The sequence below is a fragment of the Acinetobacter harbinensis genome (genome assembly GCF_000816495.1).
Classification (GTDB): Bacteria; Pseudomonadota; Gammaproteobacteria; order Pseudomonadales; family Moraxellaceae; genus Acinetobacter; species Acinetobacter harbinensis.
This window is the reverse complement of the sequence record NZ_JXBK01000001.1, coordinates 129,174-148,108: the sequence shown is the minus strand read 5'-3', so window position 1 is coordinate 148,108 and position 18,935 is coordinate 129,174. Positions and strand designations below refer to the sequence as shown.

Genomic DNA, 18,935 nt, shown 5'->3' with positions numbered 1-18,935 from the left:
GAGCATGCAAACTTTACATGTTGAACTCGGTGCGCGACGTTATCCTATTTTTATTGGCAGTCATCTAGACCCTGAAGCTTTATTGGCGCCTTATATTGTGGGTCAACAAGTGATGCTGGTCAGCAACACCACCGTAGCACCTTTATATTTGGCACATTACCTAGCCGCGCTTCAGCGTTTAGGTAAAACCGTAGCCACCTGTATTTTGCCGGATGGGGAAAAATATAAAGACAGTGCACATTTGAATTTAATTTTTGACGCCTTACTTGAGTCAGGTTTTAATCGAGATGCAACGGTACTGGCACTGGGTGGCGGCGTGATTGGCGATATGGCTGGATTTGCCTCTGCCTGTTTTCAGCGTGGTGTATCTTTTATTCAAGTGCCAACCACTTTATTGTCACAAGTGGATTCCAGTGTGGGCGGTAAAACGGGCATTAATCATCCTTTAGGGAAAAACATGATTGGTGCCTTTCAGCAGCCGCAAGTGGTGCTGGCGGATATGGCGCAACTGAGTACCTTGCCAGAGCGTGAATTATCGGCAGGTTTGGCCGAAGTGATTAAATATGCGTTATTGGGCGATCTGGACTTTCTGGTCTGGCTGGAACAGCATATGGAGGGCTTGGTGGCGCGTGATGCTGCACTTTTGGCAGAAGCGGTTTACCGTTCATGCGCACATAAGGCACAAATTGTCGCCAGAGATGAAACAGAACAAGGCGAACGGGCTTTACTGAATCTGGGACATACCTTTGGTCATGCCATTGAATCATATTTAGGATATGGGACGTGGTTACATGGTGAAGCGGTCGCCACCGGTATGGTGATGGCTGCCGATTTATCGCAACGTTTAGGCTGGATTTCAATTGCCGATGTTGAGCGTACAAAAAAAATCATTCAGCGTGCGCGTTTACCCGTAAAATGCCCGCCCATTCCACTGGATGAATTTTTGGCTTATATGGCGCACGATAAAAAAGTCCTGAATGGACAGTTGCGTTTGGTTCTGCTTAAATCTTTAGGGCAAGCCGTCATTACCAAAGCGTTTGATGTGGAACTGATGAAACAAGCGATTTTAGCGAATCAAGATAAGGTATAAGTTATGACAACCCGTCCTACACCGTGGCAACGTATTCAAAGTTATATCTGGCTGGTGTGTGGGGTGGGATGTTTATTGGCTGCGCTGATTTTCTGGGCCATTACCGATACTGATGCCTTGGTTGAGATAGAAAAATCTGCTGAAACCGAGGTCGATCTACAAATCCAGCCAGAGAAAGTCGCAGCAACGCATTTACTGGGTGCGCTTGAAGATGAAGTTAGGCCTTTAGAGATGACCACACGCATGGTCAATACGGGCAGTTATGAAGCCGAATTTCGGGGCTCTAAATTTATCAATGACAATAAAAATGCCTTTACCCTTGAACTATTTCGAGTCAGCAAAGTCGATATCATTCGTAGTTTTTTAAAAAAACAGGATCAACGCAAGAACTTTTTCTATATTCGCCTTAATGATGCCGATCAAGTGGAACAATATGCGCTGATCTATGGCATCTATAAAAATAATGCTGCAGCGCAGCAAGCATTGCAACAATTGGACTTAAAACTGCCCAAATCTATTCAGCCTAAAATTCAAGCGATGAAAGACTATGCTGCTTTGGTCAATGACATGGGCGCTGAAGAGATGCGCACCAATCAGCCGTTATATGCGGTGAATTTAAAAGTCGCGGCACTGCCGCGCCTTGATGAAAGCCTGTTGACAGCAGCAAAACCAGCCATCGGTTCACCACCGACTGCCATTAACCCTAAAACCGCCACCACCAACACCACGGTGACTCGCCGTGACCCACAGGGTAATATCGTAGACGTTCAACAATCACGCTCTAATGTCGATAGTGCCCCAAAACCTGCACCTGCGAAAAGCCCCACCAAGCCAGCTGAAACAGAAATCAGCGATCCTTTTAATTAATTTTACCCTGTAGAGCGGAAAGCCCCGTCCTTTAGGTCGGGGATATAAGCGACTGACGTAAGTCATACGACAGGGAGTGTCGTTTAGGTATTCTGCGCTGAACATTAAACCTCAAACCTGCTAAAATTGAGCAATGAAAACACTTAAATTACGCATAAAAGACAAAAACTTAAAGGTGCTAGACCAATTGGCATCTGAGGTTAATTTTGTCTGGAATTATGCGAATGATTTAGGTTTTAAATACCTTGAAAGGACGGGTGAGTTCTTAAGCTCATACGATATTGATAAATATACTAAGGGCGCATCGAAAGAATGTGGTTTGCACAGCCAAACGATACAGGCTATTTCTGCTGAATTAGTCACCCGAAGAAAACAATTCAAAAAAGCTAAATTAAAATGGCGCGTCAGCAATAAGAAATCAGCAAGACGGTCACTCGGTTGGATTCCATTCAAAAAAGTTGCTATTAAGTATGCCGATGGTTACGTTCAGTATGGCAAACATCAATTTAAGCTATGGGATAGCTACGGACTTTCAAAATACAATGTCAAAACAGGTTCATTCGTAGAAGATAGCCGTGGACGTTGGTATGTGTGTTTGGTTGTTGATAATGCCACGACGATTAAATCCAAAGGTAAAACATCAATTGGCATAGATTTAGGCTTAAAGGACTTGGCAACCTGTTCTGATGGATTAAAACTTAAAGCACCAAAAATATATCGCCAGTACGAGCAAAAACTAGGCATAGCACAGAGGGCGAAAAATAAGAACCGTGTTCGCTCAGTCCACGCCAAAATCAAAAATATTAGACAAAATATGTTGCACCAGTTCACACGTAAACTTGTGAATGAACATGCAATGATTATCGTTGGCAATGTTAATGCTAAGGCACTCGCACAGACTAAATTAGCAAAGTCTGTACTGGATGCTAGTTGGACAACATTAAGAACAATGCTCAAGTATAAATGCGAGAACGCAAGGGTATTGTTTGAAGAAGTCAACGAAGCCTATACCACCCAAACTTGCTCGTGCTGTGGCTCGCGCCTAAGCAGTCCGAAAGGTAGAGCAGGACTTGGAATAAGAGAATGGCAGTGCATGGAGTGCGGTACGCTCCATGATCGGGATATAAATTCCGCACTGAATATTCTTGCGCTCGGACATGAGCGTCTAGCAGTAGGAATCCCCGTCCTTTAGGTCGGGGAGGATGTCAAGTTCTAAAATAGTGCAGCATTGATAACCTGCGCTTTTATATTGCACAAAAATGGTGCAGAAAATAATATTCATCTTATTAGCTCCCTTCACACAGGCTTTGCGCTGTTTGTCTGGTGGATTTTTATCTCACTTCATTATTTGGCATGCTCTTTGCTTTAGCTCTGTCTATGCTGCGTCATGGTCCTTTAGCGCTTGCACCTTAATTAAAATGAAGCAGATCAGGTTGAGTTTTCCTTGTTTAAATGCACTGAGCGCATGAAAATATTTTTGTCATTGCGCTATACAGCATGAGGTAAATAGCCTTATCTTCAGTAGAGCATGGTGTTTATCCTGCGGAATTTTATTTGAGGTCTTGAGCAAGGAATTGAATCGCCAGCCACCATATTGAATTTGTGATAGGTCCACATTTTGGGCCATGTTAAAGAAGGGTACGCTATGCACATGTCATCGCCGAATACGGTAGCTCCCGCTCAAGGTTTGTATCAACCTGATGAGTTTAAAGATAACTGTGGTTTTGGTTTAATTGCCCACATGCAGGGTGATGCTAGCCATGATTTGGTCAAGACCGCCATTCAGAGTCTAAGTTGTATGACGCATCGTGGTGGTATTGCTGCAGATGGTAAAACAGGCGATGGGTGTGGTTTATTGTTGGCAATGCCAAAAGCTTTCTTTCGAGAAGAAGCGAAAAAACTCAGTGATATTACTTTAAGTGAAATTTTTGCCGTCGGTACGGTATTTTTAAATCTAGATCCTGCTGTTGCTGCACATTCAAAACAGATTTTAGCCAAAGAAATAGAAGCAGAAGGCCTGAAAGTACTGGCGTGGCGAGTTATTCCGACCAATGTCGCCGCTTTAGGGGAAATCGCTCTACAGTCAATGCCGGCGTTCGAGCAGATTATTGTCAATTGCCCAATGGGTGTCACCGAAGTTGAATTCAACCGGAAGTTGTTTTTAGCGCGTCGTCGTGCCGAGCAATTGCTTACTCAAGATGACGCGTTTTATGTCACCACTTTATGCTCAACCGTCATCACCTATAAAGGTTTAATGATGCCGGCGGCAATTGCGGATTTTTATACCGATTTGGCCGATCCGCGTTTAGAGTCGCATATTGTGGTGTTCCATCAACGTTTCTCCACCAATACCTTGCCACGTTGGCCATTGGCGCAGCCTTTTCGTTATCTAGCGCACAATGGTGAAATTAACACTATTACTGCCAATCGTAATTGGGCGATGGCACGTGTACCTAAATTTGAAAATCCACTGTTGCCGGGTTTAGCTGAACTGAATCCAATCGTCAATCGCACCGGTTCAGATTCGTCTAGTCTGGATAATATGCTGGAGATTTTGGTCGGTGGTGGTATGGATTTATTCCGTGCGCTACGCATGTTAGTGCCACCGGCATGGCAAAACGTGGAAACCATTGATGCAGATTTACGTGCATTTTATGAGTTTAACTCTAAACACATGGAAGCGTGGGATGGCCCAGCCGGTTTAGTGATTCAAGATGGTCGTCATGCCATTTGTATGCTTGATCGCAACGGTTTACGTCCGGCACGTTGGGTGATCACCAAAAATGGCTATATTACGCTGGCCTCAGAGATTGGGGTGTGGGATTATCAGCCGGAAGATGTAATTTCTAAAGGTCGCGTTGGCCCAGGGCAGCTGTTGGTGATTGATACCTTAACCGGTAAATTACTCGACACCCAAGACGTTAACATGCACTTGAAAAAAATGCGCCCTTACCGTGAATGGTTACGTGAAAATTCAATCCGTCTGCAAGGGAGTCCAGAACTTGAAGAATATTTATGTGATCAAGGCTTAAAAGGCGATGCCTTAAAAGCCGCGCAAAAAATGTTTATGGTGACCTTTGAAGAACGCGATCAATTGCTGCGTCCAATTGCAGAAAGTGGTCAAGAAGCGGTCGGTTCGATGGGTGATGATACGCCGATGGCGGTGCTATCGCGTCAAGTGCGCCATGTTTCGGATTATTTCCGTCAACAATTTGCCCAAGTGACCAATCCACCGATTGATCCGTTGCGTGAATCGATTGTGATGTCGTTGGAAACTTGTTTGGGGCGTGAGCAAAATGTCTTTGAGCAAAGCCCAGCCCATGCCGATCGCTTGATTATCTCTAGTCCGGTGTTATCCAACTCTAAAATGCAGCAGATTCGGACTTTAGGGCGTACAGGCTATGAAATTGCCGATATCGACTTAAACTATGCCGTGGATGAAGGTTTGCAAGCGGCGATCACGCGGATTTGTCAACAAGCGGCACAAGCCATTCGTGACGGTAAAACCTTATTGCTGCTGTCAGATAAAAAAATTCGTGAAGGCTATTTACCGGCCAATGCCTTGATGGCCACTGGCGCCATTCATCATCACTTGATTCAAGTCGGTTTACGTACCGATGCCAATATTATTGTTGAAAGTGGTTTAGCGCGTGATGCACATCAATTTGCGGTGCTGTTGGGTTTTGGTGCAACCGCGATTTATCCATACTTGGCCTATGACGTGATTAATGATTTGATTGCCAAAGGTGAGTTGTTGGGTGACCCGATTCATGCACAAAACAATTTCCGTAAAGGCATTGAAAAAGGCTTACTCAAAGTCTTGTCAAAAATGGGCATCTCGACCGTGGCGTCTTATCGCGGTGGTCAACTGTTTGAAGCCGTGGGTCTATCTAATGAAGTGGTTCATCAGTGCTTTACTGGCGTGCCAAGTCGAATTCAAGGTGCAACGTTTATTGATCTTGAAAATGATTTGAAAAAATTGGCCGCTTTGGCATGGCAAACCCGTAAACCGATTGATCAAGGCGGTTTGCTGAAATTTGTTTTTGATAAGGAATATCACGCCTTTAATCCGGACGTGATCAATGCTTTGCATAAATCTGTTCGCTCCGGTGATTATGCCGATTTTAAAGCATATGCGCAGCTGGTGAATAACCGTCCCATCACCACCATTCGTGATTTATTCAAGCTTAAAACTGACAGTTCCATTGCGCTTGATCAGGTGGAATCGGTGGAAGATATTTTACCGCGCTTTGACTCGGCGGGTATGTCGTTGGGTGCATTGTCACCTGAAGCACATGAGGCTATTGCCATTGCCATGAACACCATTGGTGGCCGTTCCAATTCCGGTGAAGGCGGTGAAGATCCGGCGCGTTACGGCACCATTCGTAATTCAAAAATCAAACAGATTGCCTCGGGTCGTTTTGGCGTGACACCGGCCTATTTAATGTCGGCAGAAGTGTTGCAAATTAAAGTTGCCCAAGGCGCGAAACCCGGTGAAGGCGGCCAGTTACCAGGCGGTAAAGTCAATGGTTTAATTGCACGCTTACGCTACTCTGTACCCGGTGTCACTTTGATTTCACCACCACCACATCATGATATTTATTCAATTGAAGATTTATCCCAACTGATCTTTGACTTAAAACAAGTCAATCCGCAAGCCATGGTTTCGGTGAAATTGGTCTCGGAACCGGGCGTCGGCACCATTGCGGCCGGTGTGGCCAAAGCCTATGCCGACTTTATTACTATTTCCGGTTATGACGGCGGTACCGCAGCATCGCCACTCTCCTCGATTCACCATGCTGGTTCACCGTGGGAGCTTGGTCTGGCTGAAGCACATCAAGCGCTACGTGTGAATGATTTGCGTGGCAAAGTACGCGTGCAAACCGATGGCGGTTTAAAAACTGGTCTAGATGTGGTGAAAGCGGCTATTCTCGGTGCAGAAAGCTTTGGTTTTGGTTCAACCCCGATGATTGCTTTGGGCTGTAAATATCTACGTATTTGTCACTTAAACAACTGTGCCACCGGTGTGGCAACCCAACAAGATCATTTACGTCAAGAGCATTATATTGGCGAGCCAGAAATGCTGATTAACTTCTTCCACTTTATTGCCGAAGAAACCCGTGAGTGGTTGGCGGCTTTAGGTGTGGCGCAGTTAAAAGATTTGATTGGCCGTACCGATTTACTCGAAGTCTTGCCCGGTGATACCGATAAACATGCGCATCTCGATTTAAGTGCGCTATTAACCTCGCATCCATCGGCTGAAGGTAAAGCGCAGTATTGCCAAGTACAAGGCAATGCGCCATTTGACAAAGGCATATTGGCTGAAAAAATGATCGCAGAGATGCTACCAAGTATTGAAGCGGGTCACAGTGCTGAGTTTAGTTTTAATGTGGTCAATTGTGATCGCTCGATTGGTGCACGTATTTCCGGAGAAATTGCCCGTCGTTATGGCAATTTAAGTATGGAAGCGCATCCGGTGGTGATGAACTTAAAAGGCACTGCAGGTCAGTCCTTAGGAGTTTGGAATGCCGGCGGTTTACACATTAAACTGGAAGGTGATGCCAACGATTATGTCGGTAAAGGCATGGCGGGTGGACGTATTGCCATCTTCCCACCAAAAGGTTCACCGTTTCAAACGCAAAACACCGCCATTATTGGCAACACCTGTTTGTATGGTGCCACCGGCGGTAAAATCTATGCTGCAGGGACTGCCGGTGAACGCTTTGCAGTACGAAACTCAGGGGCATTTGCCGTGATTGAAGGTGCCGGCGATCACTGCTGTGAATATATGACGGGTGGTATTGTTACGGTACTGGGTAAAGTGGGGCATAATTTTGGTGCCGGTATGACGGGCGGTTTTGCTTATGTACTGGACCTAGAGAATGACTTTGTCGATCACTATAATCATGAACTGATTGAGCTAAACCGTATTTCAACAGAAGCCATGGAAGAGCATCAAACCTTCTTGCTGCGTATCTTGGATGAACATATTCAAGCCACTGGTAGTGCTTGGGCCTATAAAATTCGCAATGAGTTTGACTATTACAGCCGTAAATTCTGGCTGGTGAAACCGAAAGCGGCCAATTTACAGACTTTACTGAAAACCACGCAAGCTGATCCACAATAACTCTATTACTGCAGATTGATAGGCAGGTGGCACTGATCGATAAACAGTCGCCACCTACCCACGGAGAAAGACATGGCAGAGCGCCTTAACAATGACTTTCAATTTTTGGATGTCGCACGCCAAGAACCAGAGAAAAAAGATCTCACTGTCCGCAAAGCAGAGTTTGTGGAAATTTATAAACCGTTTACTGCGGATATTGCCGCCAATCAAACCCATCGCTGCTTGGGCTGTGGTAATCCGTACTGTGAATGGAAATGTCCAGTTCATAACTATATTCCGAACTGGCTAAAACTAATTGCCGAAGGGCGCATTTTCCAAGCGGCTGAGCTGTGCCATCAAACCAATACCTTGCCAGAAGTTTGCGGTCGAGTCTGTCCACAAGATCGTCTATGTGAAGGTGCCTGTACTTTAAATGATGGTTTTGGTGCAGTGACGATTGGCAATGCTGAAAAATACATCAATGATACTGCGTTTGCCTTGGGCTGGCGTCCCGATATGTCATCGGTAAAATGGACCGATAAAAAAGTTGCAATCATTGGCGCAGGGCCAGCCGGTTTAGGCTGCGCTGATATTTTAGTGCGTAATGGCGTAAAACCAGTGGTGTTTGATAAGCGCCCTGAAATTGGCGGTCTGCTGACCTTTGGTATTCCAGAATTTAAAATGGAAAAAGACGTGATGAAGCGTCGCCGTGAAATTTTCACCGGCATGGGCATCGAATTTCGTCTCAATACTGAGATTGGTAGCGACATCACCATCGAACAATTGCTCAGTGAGTATGATGCCGTATTTATGGGCATGGGCACCTATACCTATATGAAAGGCGGTTTTGCCGGTGAGCAGTTGGATGGCGTGTATGACGCGCTAGATTTCCTGATTGCCAACGTCAATCGCTGTCAAGGTTGGGAAAAAGACGCGGCGGAATACGTTAGCGTCGAAGCTAAAAAAGTGATCGTATTGGGTGGTGGTGATACTGCGATGGACTGTAACCGCACCTCTATCCGTCAAGGCGCTGAATCTGTGGTGTGTGCCTATCGTCGTGATGAAGAGAATATGCCAGGTTCACGCCGTGAAGTGAAAAATGCCCGTGAAGAAGGCGTCGATTTTATGTTCAACCGCCAGCCGATTGAAATTATCGGTGAAAACGGCAAAGTGACTGGCGTGAAAGTGGTTACTACGCAATTGGGCGAGCCAGACAGTCGCGGCCGACGCAGTCCAGAGCCTGTGCCGGGTTCTGAGGAAATTTTAGCCGCCGATTGTGTGTTGTTGGCTTTTGGTTTTCGCGCCAGTCCTGCCGATTGGTTTAATACCACGGATATTGCGGTAGATGGTTCAGGTTTGGTGGTTGCGGCTGAAAAGCAAGACTATAAATTTCAGACCTCACATCCGAAAATTTTTGCCGGCGGCGATATGGTGCGCGGTTCAGATTTGGTGGTCACTGCCATTTGGGAAGGTCGTCAGGCGGCAGAAGGTATTTTGGATTATTTACAGATTTAGGCATTGGTGTATTAAAGTGACCAATTTAATGGATTAACTGCCTTGTTGGTCATCTGGTTTTAAAGAGCAAATTTTTTAAAAGTTTGCTCTTTTTTTTGATTTAAAAATTAGCGGTAGCTACCGTTATTGATAAACCCAGCGCAGACCAAAATATCAGTCTGATTCAGTTGAATAATAATACAGCTAAATAAAGTCAACAAAACCTGACATAAAAGTGTTTACAATGATTTTATCTGAACAAATACAAAGAAATATAGAGGATAGATGTTTATGAATCCAATCAAAAAAACTTTAGTGGCACTTGCCTTCGCCAGTACCTTAACCCTGTCGGGCTGCGGCTATAATACCTTACAAGTTAAAGATGAAGCCGTGACTGCCTCTTGGTCTGAAGTACAAAACCAATATCAACGCCGTGCTGATTTGGTGCCAAATTTAGTCAATGTGGTCAAAGGCTATGCCAAACATGAAGAGCAGGTATTGACTGAAGTGACCCAAGCCCGCGCCAATGTGGCTGGTTTAAAAGTCGATAAAGAGGTCTTAGAAGACCCTGCATTGTTTGAAAAATATCAACAAGCACAAGCACAGATGACCAGTGCTTTGTCGCGCCTGATTGCAGTATCGGAAAATTATCCAGATTTAAAAGCTAATGAGCAATTTCGTGATTTACAAGTGCAATTAGAAGGCACAGAAAACCGTATTGCTGTGGCACGTAATCGTTATATCAGCAGTGTGCAAGACTTTAATAGCTATGCACGCCAATTCCCACAAGTCATGACCGCCAAAGTGATTGGTATGGACACCAAGCCGAATTTTAGTGCCGATCCAGCTTCACAAAACGTACCGAAAGTGTCCTTTGATTAAATCACGCTGAATGAAATAAGGAGTGCCGATGTCTGATTTTGATCAATCTTCTCTTGCTGGTCGGCTCGCACAAGCGCTGCTACTGTGTACAAGCATAATGTGTTCACTCAGCTACAGTGAAGTGGCCACTGCGCAGGACAGCACTACACCAGACAGTGCTGCAGAAACAGTCGTCATCGGTAAAGTCATTCAGGATCAACAAAAAACTGCACAAAATCCGGCCAATCCATCACAAAGCTCTAACAGCACAGTTCAGTCACCCAAAGTTGCCAATGACATGGCAGAGGGTGAATCTATTCGTGGCTTACCAACGCTCAATGAACCGGTGATTGATCAAGCCAATGTCTTATCTGCCGCTGAAAAACAAGCATTAAGCCAGCGTATTATTTCATTGCATCAGCAAGGTAAAGCGCAGATTGGCGTGGTGATTGTACCCAGCACAGGGCAAGAAGATATTTTCGATTTTGCTATGCGTGTGGCGGAAAAATGGCAACTCGGTTCCGCCAAACAAGACAATGGCTTATTGATGGCCATTGCGATAAATGATCATCGTATTCAAATTCTCACTGGTTATGGCTTAGAAGGGGTACTGCCGGATATTGTGGCGAGTCGAATTATTCGCAATCAAATTACCCCTTATTTTAAGCAAGGCCAATATGCACAAGGTATTGATGCAGGTCTTTTAGAAATTGAACGTATTTTAAATCTAGATCCGGAAGTGGCCGCCCAAGCTGCAGCAGAGCTGAAAGAGCGTCAAGCACAAGCCTTGCATGAGCAACAAGCCAAAGAAAAGACCTTCAGTACGGCCTTGTTTATTTTAATTGCCGGCATAATGGCCTCATTTGTAGTCGGTCGCGGTTTAAGTGCGTCTACCGCTGCCGTGGCCGCCACAGCTGCAGGTCTATTCAATGGCGCAGGCTTAGTCATGAGTTTGCTGATTGGTGGTGGAATCTTCTTTTTACTCTTTACTGCCTTGGCGCAAACGATTTTCCAGTTATTTTTAGCTGGAGGGGGTGGACGTGGTGGAGGACGTGGTGGCGGCTTTGGAGGTGGTGGTGGATATAGCGGTGGAGGCGGTGGTTTTGGCGGGGGAGGAGCATCAGGGTCATGGTAACTAAAACAGAAACAACAGAAATTATCACACAACCTAAAATGGAAGAAATCAATCAACCAAGCTTTAAACGCTGGTTAAAGCATTTTTTATATATGCCTGCGGCTAAACGCTATTTTAATAAAATGGATCAATATGCAATCGCACAGGCAGTGACGGAAGCAGAATATGGACATGCAGGAGAAATTCAGGTGGTGATTGAGGGGAATATTCCTTCCAATCAAGCCTACTATCAAAATACTCAAATGCGGGCACGACAACTTTTTGCTGAACTGGGTGTTTGGGATACCGAGTTTAATAGTGGTATTCTTTTATATCTAAATTTATGTGAACAAAAAGTTGAAATTGTGATTGATCGGGGAATTCAAAAAGAAACTGACCAAACTGTTTGGGATGGAATTTGCCTTAAAATGACTGAACAACTTTCCAAACATCAATATCGGGAAGCTGTTATGGCGGGCGTATTTAATATAGGCGATGTGTTAAACAATTTTTATGCGCAGTCAACAACAGATCAGCAGAATGAATTGAGTAATAATCCAATCATATTAGGCTAGAAAATAGGTGGATTAGTGACGTAAAATGTCACTTTTTTACCAAATTAAACAATAAAACCACATTGTAACAATTTTATTTCTACAAATTGCTGTTTTTTCTGTGAATTTTATTATAATTAATTTTGGCACAGTTAGTGCTAACTATAAATTAGCTTACAAAGCTTATAAATAAACAAAAACATTTGTGGAGAATGTTATGAATGCTCAAAAAGGTTTTACTCTTATTGAATTAATGATCGTTGTCGCGATTATCGGTATTTTGGCTGCTATCGCGATTCCTGCTTATCAAGATTATATTGCTCGTTCACAGGCAACTGAGGCATTTACTTTAGCGAATGGTTTAAAAACTGATGTTGCGGATAACTTGCAAAATGGTACATGTGGTGCTACTTCTGTAGGTGGTAAATATGCTTCAGTAACAGTTACACCTGCATTACGTACCGATAAAGGTTGTGATATTACAATTAAATATAAAGCTGGTATCGCAAGCCAAATCGCAGGTCAATCTGTAGCTGCAATAATTCAATCAAATGGTGCTGTTAAAGTGCCAAGTCCAGGTGTTCTAGCAAAATATTTACCTAAAGCTGTTCAATAAGATACATTTAAGAAAAAGCGGTCTTCGGGTCGCTTTTTTTATATGTATGATTTTCTTTAGAATTTTCAATGGTTGTTAAATGTTGATAAAAAAATGGTCCGTAGGGTTCTGTTTATTATTCTTGGTGTTCATTACCATACTTGTTTATTTACCAGGACTAAAAGGAAATTTTCTTTTTGATGACTTTAGTAATTTGGGAGAAATGAATCAATACGGAGAGATGAGCAATTGGGACAATGCAAAAAAATTTGTCATGAATGGTATTGCAGGTCCAACAGGGCGTCCCATTTCGTTATTGACTTATGTACCTCAGGCTGGGGCATGGTTAAATGGAGAGGCTTATCCATTTAAAGTTGTGAACTTACTTATTCATCTCATTTGTGGTGTTTTATTGTACGGGGCAACATGTCTTATTTTAAAAAGCTATGGAGAAATCAAAGAGCAAAAAATTCAATGGATTGCTTTGTTGGCAGCAGGTTTCTGGATGTTACATCCTTTAATGTTATCAACAACATTGTACGTTATACAACGGATGGCGCAGCTCCCACTGCTCTTTAGTTTACTGACGATCATTGGTTATCTAAAGGGTCGACTACTAATAAATATAAAGCCTATTAAAGCTTATCTATTGATGTCGATTTCAATAATATTTGGCACGATTTTAGCAACTTTGAGTAAGGAAAATGGAGCTCTGCTACCTTTACTCATTTTAGTCATTGAATTTTGTAATCCGAATAAAGTAAATAAACCTTTTTGGCAATGGAGAGTCGTATTTTTAGGATTACCTTCAATTGCAATAGTATTCGCTTTATTATGGCATATTGATTTTTCAGCCAATCTTTGGCCAACTAGAAATTTCAATCAAATTGAAAGATTGTTGACAGAATGCCGAGTGGTTGCAAATTATTTAGTGCAATTATATATTCCTCAAATTGAAGGTTACGGCTTATTTCAAGATGGCTTTTTAGTCTCTAAAAGTTTAATTTCTCCAATATCTACCTTATATTCCTTTATTTTCTTAGCTTTATTATTAGTAAGTGCATTCGTCTTAAGAAAAAATATTCCTTTAATTAGCTTGGCAATTTTCTTCTTTTTTGCGGCTCATCTTATGGAGTCAACCGTCATTGGTCTTGAACTATATTTTGAACATCGAAATTATGTAGCCGGAATTTTTATTTTTTTACCAATTGCCATAGGGCTATATTGGTTATCTGAGCAAATTAAACCACAAATTGTTATTTTAATCACAATTTTGATATTTAGTTTTTTAAGTTTTATGACATATCAGCGCGCTATACTATGGTCTGACAACATAAAACTAATGCTCTATTGGGCACAAAATAGTCCAAATTCAGCACGTGCCCAAAGTGTGAAAGCGAATGTTTTAATAAAAAACGGCCAGTATGCTGATGCAGAACGAGTATTAAAAAATGCTATCAATAATATGCCAAATAATGGAATGTTAATATTTCAATTATTAGAGTTGAAAATAAAAAAGCAATCAGTTGTAGAAAGCGACTTTTTATTTACTATAAATACAATCAAAAGTCATCGTGCTGATCCACAAGCAGTCATAGGTCTACGCGATTTAATGACTGAAACGGTTAAGCATCCTGACATAGTCAAACTGTATGGGAAGCATATAATTAAAATTATAGACAGTACGTTAAAAAATTCAAGCTATAGGATAAACCCAGCTTTTGAAAAACTGGCTTATTTTTTTAAAGGTCGCATTTTTTCTGTGTCTAATGATATAGAGGGAGCATACCAAAGCTATTTAAAATCTTTGCATTTATCAAAAGATGTAGAACATGGGCTATATATGTCAGTTTTAATAGGAAATGAAGGGGATCTAATTCATGCACTTAAATTACTTGATGAAACAGAAAATATTTACAAAAAGCAAAATTTAAAAGAGTTAAAGAAATCTCAGTATTATTATGATGAAATGATTCAGGAAACAAGACAAAATATGCAAAAAGATTTGGATATTGAGTTACAAAAGCAAGGAGCTAGCAGTGAATCTTAGTGTGGTGCTTCCTGCCAAAAATGAATCGGGAGCAATCGGTCAAACTATTGCACAAATTCAACAGCTACAATTTGCTCATGAAATTATAGTTATCAATGATGGCTCAACTGATAATACCGCCCAAGTTGCAGAAGAAGCAGGTGCTAAAGTAATTACTCACCCTTATTCAAAAGGTAATGGGGCAGCGATTAAAACTGGTGCTCGAACTGCAATAGGTGATGTGATTATTTTTATGGATGCTGATGGACAGCATGATCCGCAAGATATTCCCAAATTATTAGAAAAAATAAACCAGGGCTATGACTTAGTGGTCGGTGCTCGCCAAAAAGGCTCACAAGCCAGTGTTGGACGTGGCATTGCCAATACACTCTATAACAGCCTTGCAACTTATATGACTGAGCAGAAAGTCGAAGACTTAACTTCAGGCTTCCGTGCAGTCCGTGCAGACAAATTCCGAGAATTTTTATATTTATTACCCAATGGATTTTCTTATCCAACCACCAGTACGATGGCATTTTTCCGAGCAGGTTATTCAGTCTCCTATGTACCCATTCAGGCCGCTAAACGGATTGGCAAAAGTCATATCCAACCTTTAAAAGATGGCGTTCGCTTCTTTTTAATTATTTTTAAAATTGCAACACTGTTCTCTCCCCTGAAAATGTTCTTACCCATTTCAGTCATTCTATTTATGATGGGAACTGGTTGGTATGGTTACACTTTGTATGATTTTCATCGTTTTACCAATATGAGTGCCCTACTTTATACGGGTAGTATTATGATTTTTTTAATGGGTTTAATTTCAGAGCAGATTACTGCTCTTATGTATAAAGAAAAGTAGATTACAACGTGTTAAATAGTTTGAAACAGCTTTGGCAAATTTTGTCACCACTAGACAAGCATAAAGTCATTTATGTCTTAATTTTAGTTATGGGCATGGCGCTTATAGAGTCTGCAGGTGTAATTTCGATTATGCCTTTTTTGGCTGTTTTATCAAATCCAGAAGTTGTCGAGTCAAATCATTCTTTAAAATTAATTTATGACTTTACAGGCGCGATAAGTAAACAAAATTTTATTGTTTATTTAGGTTTCTTATCTTTAGGAATTGTTATATTTTCAACCATTTTTAAAATAATTACGCAATATGCAGTGAATAGATTTGCCAGTTTACAGCGACACTACTTTGCTACTCGCTTACTTAAAATCTATTTACAGCAGAACTATGAATTTTTCATTCAGCGAAACAGTGCAACTTTGGTCAAAAATATTTTATCAGAAGTTGATCAACTGATTTGGACCATGATATTACCCGCTTTGACACTTATGTCTTATGGTGTGGTACTGCTAGCAATGATTGGAATTTTGCTACTGTATGATCCGTTGATGGCAATCGCTACGGCAACTGTACTCGGAACATTTTACTGTATGATTTATATGTTGGTGCGGAAAAAACTGACACAGATTGGTGAGGAATTTACTCAAGCCAATAAAGAGCGTTATCAAACATGTCAGGAAGCCTTAGCAGGCATTAAAGATGTGATGATTAATAATGCTAAACAAGGCTATATCGAGCAGTTCGAACAGTCTTCACGAGTTTTTGCCAGACATATTGCGACAAGGGATACGCTGGGACAAGTGCCACTTAATATTATTGAAACCGTTGGCTATGGCTGTCTGATTGGTTTAGCCATGATTTTGGTGGTGTCTGGTAAAGAAGTATCGCATATTTTACCTGTGCTGGGTTTGTATGGTTTTGCTGCCTATCGTATGCTCCCTGCTGCGCAAAATATCTATCGTTCTATTTCGCAAATTAAATTTTCAGAACAAGTTTTATCTATACTTCAACCAGAGTTTGCTTTAGAAAAAACTGAGCATACAGACAGTTTGAAATCAGATATTCAAAAGTTGAAATTTGAGAATTCCATACGATTAGAAAATATTAGTTTTGCTTATCCAAATAGAACAGAGCAACCCATCCTTAATGACTTTAGCCTTGAAATTAAAAAAAATTCTAGCTTAGGCATTGTAGGGAAAAGTGGTAGTGGAAAAAGCACGCTCATGGATATTATTTTAGGGCTTTTGATACCACAACAAGGTCAGGTTTATATAGATGATGTAGCACTAACACAGCACAATATAAATGCATGGCGAGATTTAGTGGGTTATGTACCTCAAAGTATTTATTTAGCAGATAAAACGATAGCTGAAAACATTGCTTTTGGTAGACCGAAAGCAGATCTTGATTTAGAACAAGTTAAATATGCAGCTAGACTTTCTCAAATAGATGATTTTATTCAACTTCAATTGCCTTTAGGCTATCATACTATCGTAGGTGAGCGTGGCGTGATGCTCTCTGGTGGACAACGCCAACGTATAGGTATTGCTCGCGCTTTATATAAAAATCCACAAGTTCTTTTTATGGATGAAGCTACTAGTGCTTTAGATAATGAAACTGAGCGAGATTTGAATGAAGCTATTCAGAGCTTAAATGGAAAAATGACGATAGTAATTATTGCACATCGGGAAAGTGCGGTGGCAAGCTGTGATCGAATCTTACAATTGTAATTTTTGAAGGTAGTAACCGTCTGAGAGAAAAAACTCATTTTATGAAAATAATGGTGCGTTTATAAAATGAAGTCAAAAATGTCCTTCATCTAGAGCAAGTTTGAGCGAAAAGATATATTGAGCCTGCTGATATATCAATCAAACTAAGGCTGAAATTAAAAGCAGTTGATGCCCACTTGAAAGTTGTGAATAAGGATAGCTTAAAAGTAATATGCGTTGGGTAGTTAGTTGAGTTGTTTGAGTAGAAAAATGACTGGAAAGCCATCGAAAATGGGCAAGAATTAACCTTTGGGGAATTGTTTTTGATGGAGAAAGGTGAGCAGAATTTTTGATTTATCATTGATGGGTATTGTAAAACTGAATCGTTTGATATTCAATAAATTGTGAAATTTATTAGTACTTTTTAGATTTTTGGGGAAATAATTATGATATCAATTAGCCGTATATATAGCTATATCAACATTGTTGGTTTTAATGCTTTTTTAAAACTACTTTTATCACGTTTAACTGGGAAAAAATTTATTATTGATTTAAAAATTCCTGGAAAAAATAAAAATGTAAAATTAAGAATACCTTCTTCAGATCCTTGGGTGTTTAAACAAGTTTTTTTAGATAAAGAGTATGATTTTAAAACTATTAATTCACCCAAGTTTATTGTTGATGCTGGAGCAAATATTGGTTTAGCTTCTGTATTCTTTGCTGAATTATTCCCTGATGCTAAGATCATAGCCATTGAGCCAGAAAAAAGTAATTTTATTTTATTAAAAAAGAATGTAGCTGAGTATACAAATATTATTCCTTTGCAAGCAGCACTTTGGAATCACAATACAAAAATCAACATTTGTGATTCTGGATTGGGCGAATGGGGCTTCATGACTCAAGAAATTTCTGATAATACACAAAAAATAGAACATGCGGTTGATGCTCTTACAGTTGATGAAATCATCAAAAAATTTAATTTAGAAAAAATTAATATCTTAAAGATTGATATTGAGGGTGCTGAGAAAGAAGTTTTTCAGAATACAGAACGTTGGATTAATAATGTTGATGCCTTAATTGTGGAATTACATGATCGTATGAAATCAGGTTGTAGTCGAAATTTCTATCAAAACTCTTCTGGTTTCCCTGAAGAATGGATAAAGGGTGAAAATATATATTTATCAAAAGGCAATATTAAAGAGATTTAATAAATGACTATTCTTTCATTAGTTGTTCCTATTTATAATGTGGAATCATATATTATTGATTGTGCTGAGAGTATATTTTCTCAACTACCAGAAGAAGTACAAGTTATTTTTATCAATGATGGAAGTCAAGATAAGTCTATTGAATATTTGATGAATTATTTATCAAAAATAACTCCTAAATTAAAAAAAAATGTAATACTTATTCATCAAGAGAATCAAGGATTAAGTGCTGCCAGAAATCTTGGGATAGAATCCTCTAATGGGGAATATATTGCATTTTTAGATTCAGATGATATTTTGCTAGAGGGATATTTTTTTAAAATATTAAATATCATTCATAATAATTATTCAATTGATATGATTAAATATAACTTTGATGTTTTAGTCGATGAAAAATTATTACCAGTTATGAAGCATCTAAAGCATAGTGGTTTAATCGAGATTGATAATTTTTT

14 protein-coding genes are annotated in these 18,935 nt (G+C 40.7%); all 14 read left to right on the top strand.

Annotated elements, in window-relative coordinates:
* Positions 1 to 4: 4 nt before the first annotated feature.
* On the top strand, positions 5 to 1,090 hold the full coding sequence (gene aroB / locus SE27_RS00790; protein WP_039619995.1) for a 3-dehydroquinate synthase: 1,086 nt from the start codon (positions 5 to 7) through the stop codon (positions 1,088 to 1,090).
* A 3-nt stretch (positions 1,091 to 1,093) separates the two neighbouring features.
* Positions 1,094 to 1,957 (top strand): hypothetical protein, encoded by an 864-nt coding sequence (locus tag SE27_RS00785; protein WP_039619993.1) that lies wholly within the window; start codon positions 1,094 to 1,096, stop codon positions 1,955 to 1,957.
* Between the two features lie 133 nt (positions 1,958 to 2,090).
* A complete protein-coding gene (locus SE27_RS00780; RefSeq protein WP_039619991.1) occupies positions 2,091 to 3,149 on the top strand; it encodes an RNA-guided endonuclease InsQ/TnpB family protein in 1,059 nt (352 codons plus the stop codon).
* 459 nt (positions 3,150 to 3,608) lie between these two features.
* Positions 3,609 to 8,084 carry a glutamate synthase large subunit gene (gene gltB / locus SE27_RS00775; RefSeq protein ID WP_171160705.1) on the top strand — a complete coding sequence of 1,492 codons (4,476 nt, stop codon included), beginning with the start codon at positions 3,609 to 3,611 and terminating at the stop codon, positions 8,082 to 8,084.
* A 72-nt stretch (positions 8,085 to 8,156) separates the two neighbouring features.
* Positions 8,157 to 9,578: an FAD-dependent oxidoreductase gene (locus tag SE27_RS00770; RefSeq protein ID WP_039619987.1), complete on the top strand. Its 1,422-nt coding sequence runs from the start codon at positions 8,157 to 8,159 to the stop codon at positions 9,576 to 9,578.
* Between the two features lie 270 nt (positions 9,579 to 9,848).
* Positions 9,849 to 10,439, top strand: a complete 591-nt coding sequence (locus SE27_RS00765) for a LemA family protein (protein ID WP_039619986.1) — start codon at positions 9,849 to 9,851, stop codon at positions 10,437 to 10,439.
* A 28-nt stretch (positions 10,440 to 10,467) separates the two neighbouring features.
* Positions 10,468 to 11,553 (top strand): TPM domain-containing protein, encoded by a 1,086-nt coding sequence (locus tag SE27_RS00760; RefSeq protein ID WP_039619984.1) that lies wholly within the window; start codon positions 10,468 to 10,470, stop codon positions 11,551 to 11,553.
* Positions 11,547 to 12,107, top strand: coding sequence for a TPM domain-containing protein (locus SE27_RS00755; RefSeq protein ID WP_039619982.1), 561 nt, complete (start codon positions 11,547 to 11,549; stop codon positions 12,105 to 12,107). Before SE27_RS00760 ends, SE27_RS00755 begins: the two co-directional genes overlap by 7 nt.
* 196 nt (positions 12,108 to 12,303) lie before the next feature.
* Complete coding sequence (locus SE27_RS00750) at positions 12,304 to 12,702, top strand: pilin (RefSeq protein ID WP_039619980.1); 399 nt, start codon at positions 12,304 to 12,306, stop codon at positions 12,700 to 12,702.
* Between the two features lie 79 nt (positions 12,703 to 12,781).
* Positions 12,782 to 14,731: a hypothetical protein gene (locus SE27_RS00745; RefSeq protein ID WP_052251681.1), complete on the top strand. Its 1,950-nt coding sequence runs from the start codon at positions 12,782 to 12,784 to the stop codon at positions 14,729 to 14,731.
* Positions 14,721 to 15,569 carry a glycosyltransferase family 2 protein gene (locus SE27_RS00740; RefSeq protein WP_039619979.1) on the top strand — a complete coding sequence of 283 codons (849 nt, stop codon included), beginning with the start codon at positions 14,721 to 14,723 and terminating at the stop codon, positions 15,567 to 15,569. The genes SE27_RS00745 and SE27_RS00740 overlap by 11 nt, the downstream gene beginning before the upstream one ends.
* 8 nt (positions 15,570 to 15,577) lie before the next feature.
* Entirely contained in the window at positions 15,578 to 17,293 is a 1,716-nt protein-coding gene (locus SE27_RS00735; RefSeq protein ID WP_039619977.1) for an ABC transporter ATP-binding protein, read from the top strand.
* A gap of 425 nt (positions 17,294 to 17,718) precedes the next feature.
* Positions 17,719 to 18,480 carry an FkbM family methyltransferase gene (locus SE27_RS00730; protein WP_052251680.1) on the top strand — a complete coding sequence of 254 codons (762 nt, stop codon included), beginning with the start codon at positions 17,719 to 17,721 and terminating at the stop codon, positions 18,478 to 18,480.
* 3 nt (positions 18,481 to 18,483) lie between these two features.
* A partial coding sequence (locus SE27_RS00725) for a glycosyltransferase family 2 protein (RefSeq protein WP_201772976.1) occupies positions 18,484 to 18,935 on the top strand: 452 nt, incomplete at its 3' end.

Coding starts and splice junctions, on each gene's coding strand:
- aroB (WP_039619995.1), top strand. CDS start 5: ATGCAAACTTTACATGTTGAACTCGGTGCGCGACGTTATCCTATTTTT.
- SE27_RS00785 (WP_039619993.1), top strand. CDS start 1,094: ATGACAACCCGTCCTACACCGTGGCAACGTATTCAAAGTTATATCTGG.
- SE27_RS00780 (WP_039619991.1), top strand. CDS start 2,091: ATGAAAACACTTAAATTACGCATAAAAGACAAAAACTTAAAGGTGCTA.
- gltB (WP_171160705.1), top strand. CDS start 3,609: ATGTCATCGCCGAATACGGTAGCTCCCGCTCAAGGTTTGTATCAACCT.
- SE27_RS00770 (WP_039619987.1), top strand. CDS start 8,157: ATGGCAGAGCGCCTTAACAATGACTTTCAATTTTTGGATGTCGCACGC.
- SE27_RS00765 (WP_039619986.1), top strand. CDS start 9,849: ATGAATCCAATCAAAAAAACTTTAGTGGCACTTGCCTTCGCCAGTACC.
- SE27_RS00760 (WP_039619984.1), top strand. CDS start 10,468: ATGTCTGATTTTGATCAATCTTCTCTTGCTGGTCGGCTCGCACAAGCG.
- SE27_RS00755 (WP_039619982.1), top strand. CDS start 11,547: ATGGTAACTAAAACAGAAACAACAGAAATTATCACACAACCTAAAATG.
- SE27_RS00750 (WP_039619980.1), top strand. CDS start 12,304: ATGAATGCTCAAAAAGGTTTTACTCTTATTGAATTAATGATCGTTGTC.
- SE27_RS00745 (WP_052251681.1), top strand. CDS start 12,782: ATGTTGATAAAAAAATGGTCCGTAGGGTTCTGTTTATTATTCTTGGTG.
- SE27_RS00730 (WP_052251680.1), top strand. CDS start 17,719: ATGATATCAATTAGCCGTATATATAGCTATATCAACATTGTTGGTTTT.